Origin of the sequence: Clostridium intestinale DSM 6191 (genome assembly GCF_900130055.1) — a bacterium.
GTDB classification, from domain to species: domain Bacteria; phylum Bacillota; class Clostridia; order Clostridiales; family Clostridiaceae; genus Clostridium_T; species Clostridium_T intestinale.
Genome location: NZ_FQXU01000003.1, coordinates 458,318 through 477,557, shown reverse-complemented (window position 1 = coordinate 477,557; position 19,240 = coordinate 458,318). Strand labels below are relative to the sequence as shown.

The window sequence follows — 19,240 nt, the reverse complement described above, 5'->3', positions numbered from 1 at the left end:
TTTACTTTAATAATGTTAAATGTTATACTTAATATTATTAAAGGAGGGATATAATGGCAAATGAAGCATTACCAGAATGGATTATAAATTTAGAAGATGAAGACATTGTTTTTATAAAAAAATTTCTCTTATCATCAGGGTCATTAAAAGAGGTAGCTAAGCAATATTCTGTAACTTACCCAACAGTTAGGCTAAGATTAGATAAACTTATTCAAAAAATCCAAATAAGTGAAGAAAACTCAAATGAGCCATATATATCACTTATAAAAAGACTAGCTGTAAATGATAAGATTGACTTTGATACTGCAAAAATTTTAATTTCTGAATACAAAAAATTAAAAAAGGAGTGCAAGTAGATGAGATTTTTAGTTTTTGTTCTTTTTATAGTAGGTCTAATATACCTTCAAATTCGCCTTTCAAAAATGAAAAATAAATGGTTTGGTTTAATAATTCCAACTATCTTTTTTATATTTTCTTTATTAGGTGTATTAAATATGGCAGTATACACATCTTTTACGAAGGAAACAATCAATACCCTTGATGAAAGTGGAGTAGTGATTGCAAAACAAGTTATTGAAAATAGTTCAACTAATGTTCCATCACTAATATTTACTACTGTGATTATTCTACTCTTATATAACATTCCAACGGCTATATTTCTTGGAATATATGCAGTATGTAGAGATAAAATAAAAAAGAACTCTGAACTAGAAAAGATGAATATTCAAGACTTGGAGTAGATTTTCAAAAAGCTTATTAGTAAAGAGTCAAATATATATAAGGAGATTTTATCTATGTATACCATTAATGAAGTTGCAAAAATTTGTGATATTTCTGTTCACACAATACGATTTTATGATAAAGAGGGACTTCTTCCTTTTGTTACACGAAATAGCACTGGAAACCGTCAATTTAATGAAGTTGATCTTGATTTAATAAAACTAATCTGTTGCCTTAAAAATACAGGAATGCAAGTTAAGGAAATCAAAGAATATATAGAATTATGTATGCAGGGAGAAGAAACAGCTCCAGCACGAAAGCAGATAATGATTAATCACCGTAAAGAAATACTTAGACAGATAGATGATATGAAAAAAAATTTGAATATTGTTGATTTAAAAATAGCTTTTTATGATTCTTATATCGCCAATCCAGAGAATGGTTATGATGCACTAAAATTTATGAATGAGAACAAGAAGAAGTACATTAGTACACATGAATAAAATTTCGTAAATCACTTAGATATAACTCTAAGTGATTTGTCTATTTTTAGGCATTTAATATCAGTATGTTAGTTTAAAAATTTATGTATTTAAATCATGTCTTTACTGCACAAATTATTATGATAACAGGGTTTATACGGTTTTTAATAATTTAAAATTCTATGGAGTAGAATTAAATAAATAATGTACTTGACTTTGATAAATCTCTAAGTGATAACATTTATTTAAAGAGAATTTAAGAATTATCTATATAATTATAAATTGTGAACTTATAAGGAGTTGTTATTATGGGAGAAAATATGAAAAGAAATTGGACATCAGCTGATATCACATCACAAAAAGGTCGTTCAGTTGTTGTTACAGGAACAGGTGGAATTGGATATGAAACAGCATTAGAACTAACTAAAGCAGGAGCAGAAGTGATAATGGCTGGTAGAAATAAAGATAAAGGCGAGGAATCAATCAGAAAGATAAAAAAAATAGCTCCATCAGGAAATATTCGCTTTGAGAAACTTGATCTTGCTGACCTTTCATCTATAAAATTATTTGGAAAAAAGATGAGACAAGAACGTAAAAGTTTAGATGTTTTAATAAACAATGCAGCAGTAATGACTCCACCTAAGAGATTGATTACTAAAGATAACTTTGAGCTTCAGATGGGTACAAATTATCTTTCACATTTTGCATTAACGGCAGAATTACTTCCACTCTTAAAGAATGGAAAAGATCCAAGAGTAATTACTTTAAGTAGTATTGCTAATCGTTCAGGTAAGATAAATTTTAATGATCTTCAAGCTGAACAAAAGTACGTGCCTATGGATGTCTATGCTCAATCAAAGCTTGCATGCCTTATGTTTGCATTTGAACTGCAACGTAGAAGTGATGCAGCAGGATGGGGAATCAGAAGCATGTCAGTTCATCCAGGTATTTCGAGAACAGAATTAATCCCAAATGGATCTGGAAAGAATAGTCCTGCTGGAATAGTACGTCGTTTATTTGGACCAGTTTTCTTTCAACCAGCAGCACATGGAGCTTGGCCATCACTTTATGCAGCAACGGCTAAGGAAGCAAAAGGCGGTGCTTACTATGGTCCATCTAAGTTAAAAGAGATGAGAGGGTATCCTACTTTATCTAAAGTTCCTGAACAAGCATATGACACTCTAGTATCCTCAAAGCTTTGGGAGTTATCTGAAAAGTTAACAAATGTAAAATTCATTTAATTAAAATAAATATATTTCAGAATTTTTCGAAACACCATTACTTAATTAAAAGTAGTGGTGTTTTTTATATAATTATAAAATTGGTAAAAACATATAATTGACATATGGTCTAATTAGACTATAATATGTAAGTGAGATTAGTCTAATTAGACTAATTTATTTATAGAAAAGAAAGGATGAAAAAAATGATTAAATCATTTTTAATGATAGGACAATCAAATATGGCTGGAAGAGGGTTTCTTCATGAAGTAACCCCAATTTATAATGAAAGAATACAAATGCTTCGTAATGGTAGATGGCAGATGATGGCTGAGCCAATCAATTTTGATAGACCTGTTTCTGGAATATCTCTAGCTGCTTCATTTGCAGATGCATGGAGTCGTCAAAATCAAGAAGATATTATTGGATTAATTCCATGTGCTGAAGGTGGAAGCACATTAAATGAATGGGGTGTAGATGAAGCACTTTTTAAACATGCAATAGCTGAAGCTAAATTTGCTATGCAAAATAGTGAGCTAACAGGAATTCTATGGCATCAAGGAGAGAGCGATAGTCTAGGTGGTAACTACAAAGTTTATTATGAAAAATTGCTTGTAATTATTAATGCCATTAGAAAAGAATTAAATGCTCCAGATATCCCTCTCATTATTGGTGGATTAGGGGACTTTTTAGGAAAAGTAGGATTTGGAAAAGGGTGTACTGAATATAGCTTTATTAATGAAGAGTTGAAAAAATTTGCTTTTAAACAAGATAATTGCTATTTTGTCACAGCATCATGTTTAACATCAAATCCGGATGGTATTCATATAGATGCAGTTTCTCAAAGAAAATTTGGTTTGAGATATTTTGAAGCCTTTAATAAGAAGCAACATGTATTAGAGCCATTAAGTAATGAAAATGAGTTGATTAATCTTAGTTACACTAGAGAACACACAAAAACAGAAAAGATATATAAACAAAGTATGGATTTAGCACTTGGAAAAATATCGTATGAGGAATTCGAATCTCAAATAATGCAAATTACTAATAACTAAATATTTTAATATAAATTGAGAACATAAAGGAGGCATTTAATTGATACCATTACTTATATTAGGTTTATTAAAGCAAAACCCAGGTTCTTACGGATATGAATTATTGGCCTTAATGGAAGAGAGACACTATAAGTATATAGTAAATTTCACCAAAGGATCATTCTATTACAATCTTCAACAATTAGAAGAAAAGAAATATATTAAACAAGTTGACCAATCGGAAAACACTAGAGAGACTAATAATTATATCATCACGGAGCTTGGTGAAAAAGAATTTGAAAACTTGATGCTTAAATATGGCTCTAAGACAGATTACATAAATCTCACTTTCTATGCAGCAATGTTATTTGCTAATGAGTATAATAGCGACGATCTAAAAAAACTAATTGAAACACAAATAGAGCAAACTAAAAAGAAAGTTACTGCATTAGAACAATCTCTAAAAAATGATGAAATTAGAAATACTTATTTTGGAAAGATGTTAGAGAATTCACTGTCTCATCATTTAGTAAATGTTAAATGGTTTGAGGAGTTGTTAAAGGATATTCGCTGAAATACAGAATAACTTAGTTTCGGATAAACTCTTAGTTTTTAAGATATGAAGATAAGAGGAGTGCTGTTTTTAAATAGTCCCATTCTTTAGTGAAAAGTAGTGCAAATTTTCTTGCCCATCTTAATTATACCATATAAAAAAATTAAATTATAGGCTTATAATTTAGGTATAGTGGGTGTATCATATGAACACATAGAGAATTACTTCATTGGTGTAATACAAAAAATGGGGAAGGATATTCACTACATTCAAGTTAATTTATTTGTCTGTAGTTATTAGAATCTTAATAAAAGGAGTGTGTCAGTATGGATGACAAAAAAGATATTTTAGATAACGGTCCTTTTTTTCACGGTACTAAAGCAGAACTAAAAATTGGAGATTTATTAGAACCACATCACTTATCAAATTACCAAAATAAAAAATCTAACTATATTTATTTTACTGGAACATTAAATGCTGCTAAATGGGGAGCTGAATTAGCAACATCTGAATTAAAAGAAAGAATTTATATTGTAGAACCATTAGGTGAATTTGAAAATGACCCTAATTTAACTGATAAGAGATTTCCAGGAAATCCAACACGTTCTTATAGATCTAAATCTCCGTTGAAAATAGTTGCTGAGTTAGGTTCATGGGAAAGACATTCTGATGAAGAAATAAATCATATGATTTCATCATTAAAGAAATTAAGCGATGAAGGAAAAAATGTTATATACGATTAATTCTAACTTTGAGGTTACTCGGACAAGAAACTTGTTTATAGTATAAATGACTCTTTGAGCAACTATTATACGTGATTACTTAATATTATGAGTACAATTCAGAAAGGATATTTATCATGGATGTTATTAAAATAAACTTAGAGGAATTAAAAAAACAAAATTCCATCTACTTAGTTAATATAATGGATGGTTTTAATAAATATCCTAATACCACTATTGAAGGGACTGAAGAGGTGGTAAATAATGATATCAGAAAGCTAGTACAAGCAAATGGTCTTGAAAATTCTTATGGTGATTTTTATTATGGAAGAATAGATGAAGAAGCTAAAATTAGAGTAAAAGCTTCGTTAAGTGAAGATGAAATTGTATTAATAGATTCACTAAATTTAACTAAAGATGATCTTTTTATTCGCCTTACTCCAAGATTACTTGAAATATTGCTAAAACTCACAGCTAAAGAAATACTTTTTAGCACTTTCTATTTTACTAAATACTCTTGTCTAGTCTGGGGTAACTATGGAATGAAATATCCTGTATTTTTTAAAGATGAGACTGTAATGAAAATTGTTGAAAAAGATATATTTAATAAAAATAAGTATTAAAATAATGAATTAAGGATAGAAGATTGAAAATTTCAGCTTCTATCCTTTTTTCGTTTAAAAAGACATATTCCTTAAAAAAATGACTTAAATTTATTGTGTATCTAATAATTAAGTCTTTAATATGACAGGATGTTGTCATATTAATAGTGATATTATATGAATATGTCACAGGAAAGGGGCGAGATAGTATGCACACTAACAAAATATTGTCTGAAAAATTTTATGAGGTTTTGAAACATGAAGGCATAGTCACTATTGTAACATGGGGAAAGGGTGAACCTCATATTGTGAATGAGTGGAACTCTTATCTAGTGGTAGTAGAAGATGAAAGAATTCTTATTCCAGCTGGTTTAATGCATAAGACTGAAGAAAATATAAATATTAATAATAAAATAAAAATGGCTTTAGGCAGTAAAAATGTTGTAGGATTTGATAATTATCAAGGTACTGGTTTTGTAGTAGAAGGTACTGCAAGATTTTTTGACTCAGGATTTGAATATGAAATGATGAAAGATAAGTTTTCATTTTTAACAAGGGTTTTAGAAATTACAGTCACTTCGGCTAAACAAATGTTATAAATATATCATTACTATAAAAACAAATTAAGTAAGCATTCAGGAGGATACAAATAAAATGCACAATAATGAGTTAAACTTAAATGAAATAATAAAACGATCCATAAAGATAAGGGATAACTACCATGAGTTAGAGAAACAATATCACGGAAGCAAGTGGAGCGTAGAAGAAGATGCATTAGCCTTTTTAACTGATGCAGGTCTTGTTGGCAGATTAACTATGGCTAATGAAAAAAGATGGCCTGTATCTGGAGATGAAGTTGAAGAATTAAAACATAAACTAAGTGAATGTATATGGTGGATTATTGTACTTGCAGATCGTATGAATATAGATATAAGCAAGTCTCTAGATGAGTTTTTGACTAGTTTTGAGATTAACTAAATTTAACATCACTACTTAATAAAAGTAGTGGTGTTTTTATTTTTGTCTAAACTTTTTTCACATAAGAATCACATATTATTTTGAACTTTTAAAGAAATTTATAATTTACTATATAATTAGGAGGAATAAAATGAAAAAAATAAATTATTTTAAGCTCTTTTTAGATGTAATTATGGCAATAATATTCACATTACTATTTAATACACATATATTTGGCGGATTAACTTTCCATGAAGTTGCTGGTTTAGTCATGGGGATTGCAATATTAGTACATATTGGTTTAAATTGGAGATGGGTAAAAAATGTAACCTTATCAATTTTCAATAAAAAAATAACTTTAAAAACTAGAATTGGATATGTTATTAACCTCCTTTTATTATTAGATATGGCTATAATCATTATTAGCGGTATTTTTATATCTAAAGTTACCTTTAGTGGATTAAATATTCATAACAGCTTTTTCAATAAGTCAACACATGTTTCAGCATCATTTATAGCTTTAGCGCTTATAGGTATCCATGTTGGACTTCATTGGCAGTGGATAATGAATGTATTTAAGAAGCTAGTTAACATAAATAAAACTATTAAACCACTTAATTATATATTAAAAGCCATGGCTGTTTTAGTACTAGCTTTGGGATTATATAACATGACATCAGTTAATTATTTTTCAAAAACAATACGCATATTTAATATTAATTATTCAGTTAATAAGCAAGAAAATAGAAGCATAAAATCAAATGAGCACTTCCAAGTTGGAGAAGGTGATGGAGATACTTTTAATAGTTCAAATAAAGATCGTAATAAAGCTGAAAGAACCGCTAATGAGAATATGCCTAATAAAATAGGACTAGGAAGATCCAATATCTTAGATACATTATCAAAATACTTATCTATCATGGGTGTATTTACTGTGATTACTTACTTAGTTGAAAAGCTATTTTATAGAAAAAATATCTCTATGAATTAGCTTTAATAATTAATTTAGTAAAAATACAGGTTATACTATATAATATAAATAACTACTTAAGTAAAATAAGCTACTAAAAATAGCTTCTTTTGGTAACTTTTTCAAAATAAATTTCAATCCAAAATAATATTATTTTAGGAGGTCATGTTATGGAAAATGAAATGAGAAAACTATCAGTGGAAGATCATGAAAGTTTATTACATACATTGAAGGTGCGTTTTGAGAAAAATATGCACAGACATAAAAGTATAGAATGGGAAAAAGTAAAAGTGAAGCTAGACTCTAACCCTAAAAAACTTTGGTCTCTTAATCAAATGGATTTAACAGATGGAGAACCAGATATTGTTGGCTATGATGAAATTACAAATGAATATGTATTCTATGACTGTTCTAAGGAAACTCCTAAAGGAAGAAGAAGCGTTTGTTATGATAATGAAGCCTTGGAGTCAAGAAAGCAACATAAACCTCAAAATAGTGCCATTGGGATGGCAAATTATATGGGTATAGAAATATTATCAGAAGAAGAATATCGTTACCTTCAAACACTTGGAGAATTTGACACAAAGACTTCAAGTTGGCTAAAAACACCTGCTGAAATCAGAAAACTAGGTGGTGCTATATTTGGAGATTTTAGATATAACAATGTTTTCGTATACCACAATGGAGCAGATTCCTATTATGGTGTAAGAGGATTCCGTGGTTCACTTAGAATTTAAGTTTCTTATTTCCAATTAATAATTAAATATCACTGTTATTTGATTAACTCTTTTCATTATAAATATGTGTTATAATATTAATAGTAATGTTAGGTTTTAATATTATTTAAAACCTAACAAAAGTTAATTATTTATTGTACAAAGGAGATTATTATGAATGATATCGAAAGAATTGTAAAAGATAGTACTTTAACATATGAGCAAAAAGTTCTTGAACTTGCTAAATATGCTGAAAACAGTGTGAATGTTTTAAATATTTCTGAAGAAACTCAAAAACTTAGAGATGCAGGAATAATTTGCGATTTATTTGAAGGTAATGTACCTTATAGACCAAGATATATACTTCCTAATTACGAAAAGTTCATGAAAGAAGGTTCTAAGTTTTTAAACCTTACTCCTCCAACTAACATTTGGGAAGCTACAAGTAATTTATTAATCATGTATAAACATGTACCATCAATTACTTCTATGCCAGTATATATCGGCAGTATAGATCAACTATTAGAACCATTTATTACTGATGAAAAAGAAGCTAAACTTGCAATTAGATTGTTTTTAACTCAAATAGATAGAACAATTACAGATTCATTTTGTCATGGAAACTTAGGTCCTAAAGCTACTAAAGCTGGTAAACTAATTCTTGAAGTTGAAAGAGAACTACAAGATGCAATTCCAAATTTAACTTTAAAATATAATTCTGAAACTTCTGATGAGTTTGCAATGGATGCTATAAAAACAGCTTTATTAACAGCTAAACCAAGTTTTGCAAACGATGATATGTTTAAGTCTGAGCTTGGCGAATATGGTATAGCTAGTTGCTATAATGGATTGCATATTGGGGGAGGAGCTCATACTTTAGTTAGAATGAGATTATCTAATCTTGCAGAGACAGCAACAGACATCGAAGATTTCATAAATGATAAGTTACCAAATGCTATGAAACATATGGCAGATTTTATAAATGAAAGAATAAGATATGTAGTTGAGGAAAGCACCTTCTTTGAAACTAATTTCCTAGCTAAAGAAGGTTTTATAAGTAAAGATAGATTTACATCAATGTTTGGAGTAGTTGGACTTGCTGAGTGCGTAAATATATTACTGAAAGCTGAAAAGCTTGAAGATAAGTTTGGACATTCAAAGCTTGCTGATGACTTAGGTGTAAGAATAATGGACACAATGGATGAATTTATTAAAAACTATGAAAGTGAACATTGTGTAGTAACTGGACAAAGATTACTTCTTCACGCTCAAGTTGGTATTGGAGATGACATAAATACTAGTCCTGGTACAAGAGTTCCAATTGGAGAAGAACCTGAATTATGGAAGCATTTAAAACAAATATCTAGATTCCACAAGTATTTTCCATCAGGAACAGGAGATATTTTTCCGTTTGAAAAAAATTCAATAAATAATCCTGAGTTTATATTAAATATTATTCAAGGTGCATTTAAAGAAGGCGTAAGATATTTTTCACTTTATTCCTCAGATTCTGATGTTATAAGAATTACTGGTTACCTAGTTAAGAGGAGTGAAATTGAAAAGTTAAATAGAGGAGAAGCAACTCTTCAAGATACTGTTGTTCTTGGACAAGGACAGGTAAGAAATGGAAGAGTTTATGATAGAAAGGTGAGATAATGAAGGGAATTGTAAATAAGATAATTCCATTTAGTTCAGTTGATGGACCTGGAAATAGAACCTCAATATTTCTCCAAGGTTGTAATTTTAACTGTATTTATTGTCACAATCCTGAAACCATCAATTTGTGTTCTAATTGTGGGTTATGTTTGTTATCATGCCCTACAAAAGCATTAACCAAAGATAATGGAAGAGTATTATGGGATAAAGCTAACTGCTGTAATTGTGATAGTTGTATAAAGACTTGTAATAGTTGCAGTAGTGCAAAAGTACAGTCTATGTCAGCAGATGAAGTAATGGAGGAGATAATGAACTATAAACCCTTCATAAGCGGAATTACTGTTTCTGGCGGGGAATGTACTCTACAAGAGGAATTTTTAGTAGACTTGTTTAAAAGAGCTAAGAAAGAAAATCTGACTTGCTTCATTGATAGCAATGGTTCAAAAGATTTTAGAAAAATGAATGAATTAACTAAGTTATGTGATAAAGTGATGTTAGATGTTAAGGTTTGGGATAAAGATACCCATAATAAATATATTCAATTTGATAATACAAATGTTTTAAACAATTTGGAGTATTTAATTTCTATTGATAAACTTTATGAAGTTAGAACTGTAGTAGTTCCTGATATTTTTAATAATGAAGAAACTGTTGAGATGGTATCTAAAATAATAGGCAAAAGTAACTTAAACATCAGATACAAACTTATTATATTTAGAGCACTTGGGGTTAGAGAAGAGATTAAAAATATGAAAAGTCCAACTCTTGATACTATGGAGCAGTTAAAGTTAATTGCTCATAAAAATGGAGTTAAGGACGTTGTTATTGTTTAGTGAATAAATAAAAAAGTTTTAAATGCCGCTACTTAAATTAAAAGTAGCGGCATTTTTATTTTTATACTCAATAAACAAAATATATTGACAGTAACTAAATGATATACTATTCTATAACTAGACCGACGGTCGGTCTAGTTATAGAATGAGGTGAAATTTATGAGAATTACTAAGGAACATGATGAAAGAAGAAATGAAATACTTGATATTGCTGAAAAGTTGTTTCACATAAAGGGTTATGATAAATGTACCATAAATGACATTCTAAAAGAGGTTGGAATTGCAAAAGGAACTTTTTATCATTACTTCAAATCCAAAGAAGAAGTTCTTGATGCTATTGTATCTAGATATAAAGATGTTGTAATAACTAGAGTGAATGAAGTAGCTAATAATAATTTTATTACTTTAGAAGAAAAACTACTGGGCGCTTTTATGTCTATGCGAATAATAGATCAGCTAGATAGTGAAATGATAAATGAAATGCATAAAACTGAAAATGCCTTATTACATCAGAAGATTTTAAATCAAATTGTTATAGATGTAGCTCCTATTTTAGTAAAAATTATTAAAGAGGGTGTAGAAAAAAAAGTTTGGCGTTGTAAATTTCCTTTAGAATATATGCAAATTTTCCTAGCCTCCTCAATTACATTAACTGATGAAGGTATTTTTGAATTTGATGGAGAATATAAAAACAAAATAATGGAGGCATTAATTTCAGTTCTTGAAAAAATGCTTGAGGTTTCTGAAAATTCCTTTATAAAACTATTTAAAGAAAGGGGTTTTTAGATGAGATGGTCAATAATAAAAAATGATTTTATAAAAAATAAAGCTATTAACATGGCATTACTTTTCTTTATCATATTTTCATCAATGCTTGCAGTTATGTCAGTTTTAATTGCAGTACAAACATTCACTTCAATTTCTGACCTATATAAGGTTGCCGCACCTCCCCATTTTCTTCAAATGCATAAAGGAGATATTGATGAAGCAAAAATAAATAAGTTTATGTCCGAAAATAAACTAGTTACTTATAGCCAGATAGTTAATATGCTTACTGTTTATGGGGAAAATATAAATATAGTAGGTAATGATTATAATTATAATCTCTCTGACTGTAGACTTGATATAAGTCTTATAAAACAGAATAGGAATAGAGATCTCCTTCTCGATACTAATCATAAAAAAGTAGTTCTTAAAGATGGGGAAGTAGGAGTTCCTATGCTTTTAAAGGAACAGTATCATATGGAAATCGGTGATCATCTTATTTTAAATATCAACAATACTAAAAAAGAGTTCGTAATTAAGGAATTTATATTAGATTCTATGATGAACTCATCTATGGCTTCTTCTACTAGAATTCTAATAAGCGATACAGATTTTGATGCTCTTTCTAACGGATCTTTAAAGAATGAATATCTTATTGAAGCCTATTTTGATAACCAAAATGATGGAGAAACCTTCAAAACACTTTATCAAGATGCAGAACTTCCACAAAATGGCCAATTAGTAACTTATTCAATAATATTTCTTATGAGTGCCTTAACTGATATTGTCACGGTGTTTCTACTTTTTGTTGTTAGTATTTTTTTAATTTTAGTTGCTTTTATCTGTATAAGATTTACTATTATGACTGCTCTAGAGGAAGAAATAAATGAAATAGGAACTATGAAAGCTATAGGGCTAAATTTTAGAGACATAAGAGGAATTTATTTCAATAAATATAAAGTTCTTTCTCTCTTAGGTGTAGTTTTAGGATATGTCATTGCATTAATAAGTAGTAGCTTATTTACAGGACATATTAGTTCAACCTTCGGAAATATGAAACTCCACCCTTTATCACTTATTTTAGGACTTGTTGCTAACTTTATAGTTTTCATTATGATTAATCACTATTGCAAAAAAAACTTAAAGAAAATAAAAAACATAACTGTAATTGATGCACTTGTAAATAGAAATGTATTTGATAAAAATAAAAAATCTACAAAAGATGGATTATATAAGTCAAAAAAACTTTCTGTTAATTGGTTAATGGGAATAAGAGAAGTTCTTTATGGCTTTAAAAGTTGGTTAATTGTTCTTTCAGTTGTATCTATATCAATAGTCATGATTATGGTTCCAGTGAACCTTTTAAAAACTTTTGAATCGCCAGAGTTTATAACATATATGGGAAGTTCACAAGAAGATATTCTTATTGAAATAGAAAATGGAGATAAACTTGAAGCAAAGTATTCTGATGTAAAAAAAGTTCTCACTAACGATCCTTCTATTAATGATTACTATGAATATAAAACCATAAGAGTCAAAGTTTTAAATTCAGACAATGTGTATACAAACATGGATATAGATAGTGGTGACAATGCAGGAAATGGTCTTAAGTATCTAACTGGTAAAGCTCCTGAAGGTAAAAGTGAAATAGCTATTTCCTACATTAACTCAAATGAAATAAAGAAGGTTGTTGGTGATACCATAACTATTTTATATGATGGAAAAGAGCACACTTTCAATATTTCAGGAGTTTATCAAGACGTTACAAGTGGTGGAAATACATCAAAGTCTAAATATAAATTCCCTACTCTACCTTCTAATAAATACTCTTTTTCAGTTAATCTTAAAGATAAAAATAATGTTAAAAATAAATCTAGTGAGTGGGGAGAAGTTCTAGGTGAAGGCGTAAATGTTGACTCGATGGATGAATTTATTAATCAAACCCTTGGTGGAGTTTCAAAACAGCTTAAGACTATTGTTATAGTTATAATAATTATAGGCTCTTCTTTAGTAATGCTTATAACAATAATGTTTTTAAAACTTCGTCTTGCAAAAGATTTCTCTGAAATATCAATTCTAAAAGCCATTGGATTTTCTGAAGAAGATATAAAAAAGCAATACATGATTAAAGTTGGTGGAGTTTCTATAATGGGAATTATATTAGGGATACTTTTAACCAATTTAATAGGAGAAAGTTTAGTAAATGTTGCTTTATCAATATCAGGCATAGGAATTAAAAATATTAATCTTATAACAAATAGTTTAATTGAGTATATAGTTTTTCCTATAGTATTCATAGTACTTATACTCATAGTGATATCAATGGTAATGAGAAAAACAAAAAAATTCGAAATCACATCTATAATAAAAGAGTAGAGTCGTTGGAGGTATAAGTTGAGAAAAATTTTGGATGTAAAAAATTTAAGTAAGAATTTTGATAATATACAGATTTTAAATAATATAAGTTTTAAAGTGGAAGAAGGAGAGTTTATAGCAATTATGGGTCAGTCAGGCTCTGGGAAATCAACACTTCTTTATAACATAAGTGGTATGGATCGTCCAACATCAGGTAAAGTACTTCTTAATGATAGAGATATTTCAGAACTTTCTGAAGAAAAAATCAGTGAAGTAAGATTGAAAGAAATGGGATTTATTTTTCAGCACTCTCATCTTTTAAAAAATCTATCCATTAGGGACAATATAATTCTTCCTGGATTTAAATCTGGACTTTTATCAAGAGATGAAATCAATAGTCGTGGTGAACTATTAATGAAAAAAACAGGAATATTAAATATTGCTGCTCACGATATAAAAAAAGTATCTGGAGGTCAACTTCAACGTGCAGCAATATGCAGGGCTCTTATTAATAATCCTTGTATTTTATTTGGAGATGAACCTACTGGGGCTTTAAATAGCAGCACTTCTAAAGAAGTAATGAATATAATAAACAGCGTTAATGAAGAAGGTACTACAGTAATCCTAGTTACTCATGATGCTAAAGTTGCCTCAAGGGCAAGCAGAGTTATTTATCTCCTAGATGGAAACATTCATGATGAACTTATGCTTACTAAATATAAAGATATCGAAGCGTCAGCTCGTGAAAAAAAATTATCTGCATGGTTAGAAAAACATGGCTTCTAGATAAAGTATGCAGTTTCATAAAAATTCCCCCAAACCCGCATGAACACTATATATAGTTATATAGCTATCTATATAACTATATATATTCCTCAAACAATGGTAAATTTATATAATAGGAGTTAATTTATTTATATTATGAGATCAGATAGAATGTTATCAATTATAATAATACTTTCTCAAAAAGGGTTAGTAACTGGAAAACAGTTAGCAGAGCATTTTGAAGTTTCCTTAAGAACTATATATAGAGATTTAGAGAAGATAGGTGAGGCTGGAGTTCCTATAGCATCTACTGGGGGCACTGGAGGCGGTTACTATCTTATGAAAAATTATAATTTAAATAATTTGTTCTTTAATAAAAAAGAAATTGAACCACTTATTGCAGTTATGGATAATTTAAAATTACTATTTGGAAATAATAAAGAATTTAATGATATAACCCTTAAATTTGAAACCCTAAAAAATTCACAAGAGTACAGCTATGACAAACTTAGTATAGATATGTCTCATTTTAGTATGGAACAAGAATTGAAAGAATATTTATTTTTGATAAATAAAGGGATTGAAGATGCTAAACTATTAGAGTTTCTGTACATTAATAGGAATATGGAATACAAAGAACGAATAGTTGAACCACTTCAAATAGAGTTTTCTGACGGCCACTGGTATATTATTGCCTACTGCAGAGTAAGAAAAGACTACAGAAAGTTTAAGCTTGTTAGAATACGTAATTTAAGATTAGGTGAAAATTTCGTAAAAGACTTAATATCTATTGAGAAAATTAAAAGTAAACTTAGTGAAGGTTATGAAAAAAATAGTATTAGTGTTACTTTAAAATTTTCATCAGATATTGGAGAGCAATTAGGTGAGTACTTTTCAAAAGACAAAATCGAAATTGTAGAAAATAATTTTTATGTAGTAAAAGATAAATTTCCAAAAGACGATGGATTAAAAAAGTTTATTTTAGGATTTGGAGATAAATGCGAAGTTATAGCTCCAATAGAATTAAGAGAAGAAATGAAAATATATATAAAAAATCTATATAAGAAATATAATGACTGACATACAGGTGTCAGTCATTATTATTTATAATAGCAGATAAGTGCTGGATATTTGAAGAAGAAAGTTTATCTTTTGTTGCAAATGAAATAATTGCCACACTAAAAACTTATAATTAAAAGGAGTGAAGATTATAAAATGAATGTATGTATTTTTTATTATGATGGTTTTTGTGAATTTGAAGTTGTACACGTAGCTGCTGAGTTTTCCTCTCAAAACTTAGTTACAGTAGCTATGGAGAATAAAGTGTATATGAGTGAAGAAAAACAAAAATTTCTACCTGATAAAATGATTAATGAACTTAATCCTGCTGATATTGACTTATTTATAATACCTGGAGGTAATCCCTCATATCTTTATGATAATTCGGTTCTTAAGGATTTTATTAAATCTATAGATGAAAATAAGAATATTATTGCAGGTATTTGTGGGGGCACAGAATTAATGGCAGACTATGGCTTATTAGACTATAAAAAATGCACTGGAGATAGTGATGGATTAAAAAATGATGCTGACTATATACAGTTTTTTAAAAACTCAACAATACTTAATGAAGATATCGTTGTAGATGGGAACATAATCACTTCAACAGGACAGGCATTTATAGAATTTGCTTTTAAACTAGCTGATATTATGAGTATTTATAAAGATGAAGATGCAATCCAAAAATCATATAACTGGTATAAAAATATCAAAGTATAATTATTAATTAATGCTATTAAAACCCAATAAAATGTAGGTTTCAAACTCATTTAATTGGGTTTTCCTTTTCTTTCTTAATAAATTTCTTTATTGAGTTTTTTCATATACTTCAAACTTATAATGTGTATTTTTTAGTTTCATTACTTTTAGCTAATTTTACAACTCCATAAACTAAATAATCTTCCTCAATACCTTCTAGATGTAATACATCCGTTACTTCTATAATCATCTCATTACTAGCCCCATCTATTAAAATAGCAGAATCCTTAATAGTATATTGTATATTAGTAAACTTATCATTATTATCAGAATGACTAAATCCTAATGCATCAACTATATTTTGTTGATGTTCATTTAATGAACTGACACCTATAATGTCACCTTTTGCAATATTTTTACCTGTTATACTTTGAGCGCCAAGCATCAATAGAATTTTATCATAATCAGCTTGCATTGCCCAAGCACATATCATACCGTATTTCTTTTCATTTTTTATGAAGCAAACGGCATTAGCTCCATAGTTAAATGCACTAAGTTTCATTTTTATATCTCCTCATGTTTTATTAGATTTATACTTTAATTATATCAAGTAATATGTAAAAATAAACAATATGCTCACTTCTTATCTTTGATTAAATTTGTAAAAGTACAACAATTATGATACTATAACTTATTGAAAAATAAACTTTACTAATGGAGGAAATATATTTATGACAAGTTTACCAAATTGTCCAAAGTGTAATTCAGAATATACTTACGAGGATGGAGATGTTTTTATTTGTCCAGAATGTGCAAATGAATGGACTTTAGATTCCACAAGTAATGAGAATGCAGATGTTATAATTGTAAAAGATTCAAATGGAAATATTCTAAATGATGGTGATTCTGTTACTATAATTAAGGATCTTAAAGTAAAAGGAAGTTCAACGCCATTAAAGCAAGGAACAAAAGTTAAAGGAATACGTTTGGTTGAAGGCGACCATAACATAGATTGTAAAATTAATGGCTTTGGAGCTATGAAATTAAAATCTGAATTTGTTAAAAAAATATAGATAAAAAATAAGAGTTAGGAATGTAAATTTTCCTAACTCTTATTTTATCTAAATTGATATTGATAAACTTATTTATAAAAAAAAATTTGATTGTAACTTATGTTACAGCATTAAATATGAGTAATATAGTAAACTTTAATTCGTTGAAGTCAAGGAATCATAAATAAAAATAATAAATATTAAATAGACCAATAGGAGGACATAATATGTCAATGTTTTGTTATCAATGTCAAGAAACAGCAGGATGTACTGGCTGTACTAAGGTAGGGGTTTGTGGTAAAGACGAACACGTAGCAAAGGCTCAAGATTTGTTAATATATGTAACTAAAGGGCTAGCTATAGTAAGCAATGAAGGAAGAAAAGTTGGAGTTATAGATAGCGTTGTTGATAAATATATTACTGAAAACTTATTTACAACAATTACAAATGCTAATTTTGATAGAGATTCTATATTAGATAGAGTAAAAGAAACGCTAAGATTAAGAGAAATTTTAAAACTTAAAGTTGTAAACTCAGGCGGACAAGTTGGAGAGGTAAGAGTAACTGGTGGATTCTTCAAGAAAATATTTGGAATGCAAACTACTGAAGTTATAATGCCAGATGCTGCATCATGGACTGCAGATAATACAATAGCATTTGATGCAAAGGCTGAAACAGTTGGAGTACTTGCAACTGAAAATGAGGATATAAGAAGTCTAAGAGAACTTATAACTTATGGATTAAAAGGATTATCGGCTTACATGAAGCATGCTATGAACTTAAAATATAATAACGAAGAAGTTCATGCATTTATGGTTAAAGCACTAGCTTCTACAATAGACGATAGTTTAACAGTAGATGATTTAGTTGGACTTGCATTAGAAGCAGGTAAATTCGGAGTAGATGGTATGGCACTACTTGATCAAGCTAATACTGAAACTTATGGACACCCTGAAATAACAACTGTTGATATAGGTGTTAGAAAAAATCCTGGAATATTAATATCTGGACATGATTTAAGAGATTTAGAAATGCTACTTGAGCAAACAGAAGGTACAGGAGTAGATGTATATACTCATGGAGAAATGCTTGCTGGACAATACTATCCAAAATTCAAAAAATATAGTCACTTCGCAGGCAATTATGGTAATGCATGGTGGAAACAAAAAGAAGAGTTTGAGAAGTTTAATGGAGCAATTCTAATGACAACTAACTGTATAGTTATACCTAAAGCTTCTTATAAAGATAGATTATTTACAACTGGTGCTACTGGAATGCCAGGATGTTCACATATAGAAGCTAAATCTGATGGAACCAAAGATTTTTCTAAAGTTATTGAAATGGCTAAAAAATGTAAAGCACCAACAGAAATAGAAAAGGGACAAATAGTTGGCGGATTTGCTCACAACCAAGTTTTAGCACTTGCTGATAAAGTTGTAGATGCTGTTAAAACTGGTGCAATAAAAAGATTCTTTGTTATGGCCGGTTGTGATGGAAGAGCTAAATCTAGAAACTACTATACAGAATTTGCTGAAAAATTACCTAAAGATACAGTTATATTAACTGCTGGTTGTGCAAAATATAAGTACAACAAATTAAACCTAGGTGATATTGGAGGAATTCCAAGAGTGTTAGACGCTGGACAATGTAATGATTCATATTCATTAGTTGTAATTGCTCTAAAACTTCAAGAAGTTTTTGGATTGAAGAGTGTAAATGAATTACCTATATCTTATAACATAGCTTGGTATGAACAAAAAGCTGTAATAGTATTATTATCATTACTACACTTAGGTGTTAAAAATATTCATTTAGGACCAACACTGCCTGCATTCCTTTCACCAAATGTTGCAAAAGTCTTAGTAGAAAACTTTGGTATCGGTGGAATAACTAATGTTGAAGATGACATGAAAATGTTCATGGAATCATAGTAATAAAACAATCTAAAAATATAGAAAGCTGGACAATTGTCCAGCTTTCTATATTTAATTACAGTATATATATTTAAAATCGTTATTTAGTTTCGATGCACGTAATAATTACTTTAGTGAGCTAATTATTGATTAGATTATGTATATAA

Annotated in this window: 22 protein-coding genes; 21 read left to right on the top strand and 1 reads right to left on the bottom strand. The window is 29.0% G+C overall.

The features are described from left to right. The first annotated feature begins 53 nt into the window (after positions 1 to 53). From BUA92_RS02590 to BUA92_RS02500, 19 genes are all read left to right on the top strand, one after another. On the top strand, positions 54 to 356 hold the full coding sequence (locus tag BUA92_RS02590) for a DUF2089 family protein (RefSeq protein WP_073016410.1): 303 nt from the start codon (positions 54 to 56) through the stop codon (positions 354 to 356). After that, complete coding sequence (locus BUA92_RS02585; protein ID WP_073016408.1) at positions 357 to 740, top strand: hypothetical protein; 384 nt, start codon at positions 357 to 359, stop codon at positions 738 to 740. It abuts the gene before it with no gap. A gap of 54 nt (positions 741 to 794) precedes the next feature. Continuing rightward, positions 795 to 1,223 carry a MerR family transcriptional regulator gene (locus BUA92_RS02580; RefSeq protein WP_073016407.1) on the top strand — a complete coding sequence of 143 codons (429 nt, stop codon included), beginning with the start codon at positions 795 to 797 and terminating at the stop codon, positions 1,221 to 1,223. Between the two features lie 299 nt (positions 1,224 to 1,522). Then, complete coding sequence (locus BUA92_RS02575; protein WP_242950034.1) at positions 1,523 to 2,443, top strand: oxidoreductase; 921 nt, start codon at positions 1,523 to 1,525, stop codon at positions 2,441 to 2,443. 185 nt (positions 2,444 to 2,628) lie between these two features. Next, positions 2,629 to 3,477, top strand: coding sequence for a sialate O-acetylesterase (locus BUA92_RS02570; RefSeq protein WP_073016405.1), 849 nt, complete (start codon positions 2,629 to 2,631; stop codon positions 3,475 to 3,477). A 40-nt stretch (positions 3,478 to 3,517) separates the two neighbouring features. Continuing rightward, complete coding sequence (locus tag BUA92_RS02565) at positions 3,518 to 4,030, top strand: PadR family transcriptional regulator (protein WP_073016404.1); 513 nt, start codon at positions 3,518 to 3,520, stop codon at positions 4,028 to 4,030. A gap of 305 nt (positions 4,031 to 4,335) precedes the next feature. Continuing rightward, the gene (arr, locus tag BUA92_RS02560) at positions 4,336 to 4,752 is read left to right on the top strand and encodes an NAD(+)--rifampin ADP-ribosyltransferase (protein WP_073016403.1); all 417 of its coding nucleotides are present in this window, start codon (positions 4,336 to 4,338) and stop codon (positions 4,750 to 4,752) included. Between the two features lie 116 nt (positions 4,753 to 4,868). Continuing rightward, positions 4,869 to 5,354 carry a hypothetical protein gene (locus BUA92_RS02555; RefSeq protein ID WP_073016402.1) on the top strand — a complete coding sequence of 162 codons (486 nt, stop codon included), beginning with the start codon at positions 4,869 to 4,871 and terminating at the stop codon, positions 5,352 to 5,354. Positions 5,355 to 5,557: 203 nt separating this feature from the next. Then, positions 5,558 to 5,932, top strand: a complete 375-nt coding sequence (locus tag BUA92_RS02550) for a pyridoxamine 5'-phosphate oxidase family protein (RefSeq protein ID WP_073016816.1) — start codon at positions 5,558 to 5,560, stop codon at positions 5,930 to 5,932. 55 nt (positions 5,933 to 5,987) lie between these two features. Beyond that, positions 5,988 to 6,311, top strand: a complete 324-nt coding sequence (locus BUA92_RS02545; RefSeq protein ID WP_073016401.1) for a MazG-like protein — start codon at positions 5,988 to 5,990, stop codon at positions 6,309 to 6,311. Between the two features lie 130 nt (positions 6,312 to 6,441). Then, positions 6,442 to 7,281 carry a DUF4405 domain-containing protein gene (locus BUA92_RS02540; RefSeq protein WP_073016400.1) on the top strand — a complete coding sequence of 280 codons (840 nt, stop codon included), beginning with the start codon at positions 6,442 to 6,444 and terminating at the stop codon, positions 7,279 to 7,281. 149 nt (positions 7,282 to 7,430) lie between these two features. Continuing rightward, entirely contained in the window at positions 7,431 to 7,997 is a 567-nt protein-coding gene (locus BUA92_RS02535) for a DUF4256 domain-containing protein (protein WP_073016399.1), read from the top strand. Between the two features lie 153 nt (positions 7,998 to 8,150). Beyond that, a complete protein-coding gene (locus tag BUA92_RS02530; protein ID WP_073016397.1) occupies positions 8,151 to 9,632 on the top strand; it encodes a YjjI family glycine radical enzyme in 1,482 nt (493 codons plus the stop codon). After that, positions 9,629 to 10,465: a YjjW family glycine radical enzyme activase gene (locus BUA92_RS02525; RefSeq protein ID WP_207650332.1), complete on the top strand. Its 837-nt coding sequence runs from the start codon at positions 9,629 to 9,631 to the stop codon at positions 10,463 to 10,465. Before BUA92_RS02530 ends, BUA92_RS02525 begins: the two co-directional genes overlap by 4 nt. Positions 10,466 to 10,624: 159 nt before the next feature. Continuing rightward, complete coding sequence (locus BUA92_RS02520; protein ID WP_073016392.1) at positions 10,625 to 11,251, top strand: TetR/AcrR family transcriptional regulator; 627 nt, start codon at positions 10,625 to 10,627, stop codon at positions 11,249 to 11,251. Then, complete coding sequence (locus BUA92_RS02515) at positions 11,252 to 13,606, top strand: ABC transporter permease (protein ID WP_073016389.1); 2,355 nt, start codon at positions 11,252 to 11,254, stop codon at positions 13,604 to 13,606. Positions 13,607 to 13,624: 18 nt separating this feature from the next. After that, on the top strand, positions 13,625 to 14,371 hold the full coding sequence (locus tag BUA92_RS02510) for an ABC transporter ATP-binding protein (protein WP_073016387.1): 747 nt from the start codon (positions 13,625 to 13,627) through the stop codon (positions 14,369 to 14,371). A gap of 135 nt (positions 14,372 to 14,506) precedes the next feature. Continuing rightward, positions 14,507 to 15,430 (top strand): helix-turn-helix transcriptional regulator, encoded by a 924-nt coding sequence (locus tag BUA92_RS02505; protein ID WP_073016385.1) that lies wholly within the window; start codon positions 14,507 to 14,509, stop codon positions 15,428 to 15,430. A 135-nt stretch (positions 15,431 to 15,565) separates the two neighbouring features. Beyond that, a complete protein-coding gene (locus BUA92_RS02500; RefSeq protein WP_073016382.1) occupies positions 15,566 to 16,129 on the top strand; it encodes a DJ-1/PfpI family protein in 564 nt (187 codons plus the stop codon). A gap of 115 nt (positions 16,130 to 16,244) precedes the next feature. On the opposite strand, the gene BUA92_RS02495 is transcribed toward BUA92_RS02500, so the two are convergent. Then, positions 16,245 to 16,670, bottom strand: coding sequence for a PNPOx family protein (locus BUA92_RS02495; RefSeq protein WP_073016380.1), 426 nt, complete (start codon positions 16,668 to 16,670; stop codon positions 16,245 to 16,247). A 169-nt stretch (positions 16,671 to 16,839) separates the two neighbouring features. Between BUA92_RS02495 and BUA92_RS02490 the strand changes: the two genes are divergently transcribed. Together BUA92_RS02490 and hcp are read left to right on the top strand one after the other, a co-directional pair. Continuing rightward, on the top strand, positions 16,840 to 17,181 hold the full coding sequence (locus BUA92_RS02490; RefSeq protein ID WP_073016378.1) for a zinc ribbon domain-containing protein YjdM: 342 nt from the start codon (positions 16,840 to 16,842) through the stop codon (positions 17,179 to 17,181). A 206-nt stretch (positions 17,182 to 17,387) separates the two neighbouring features. Further along, on the top strand, positions 17,388 to 19,091 hold the full coding sequence (hcp, locus tag BUA92_RS02485; RefSeq protein WP_073016376.1) for a hydroxylamine reductase: 1,704 nt from the start codon (positions 17,388 to 17,390) through the stop codon (positions 19,089 to 19,091). The last annotated feature ends 149 nt before the right edge of the window (positions 19,092 to 19,240 follow it).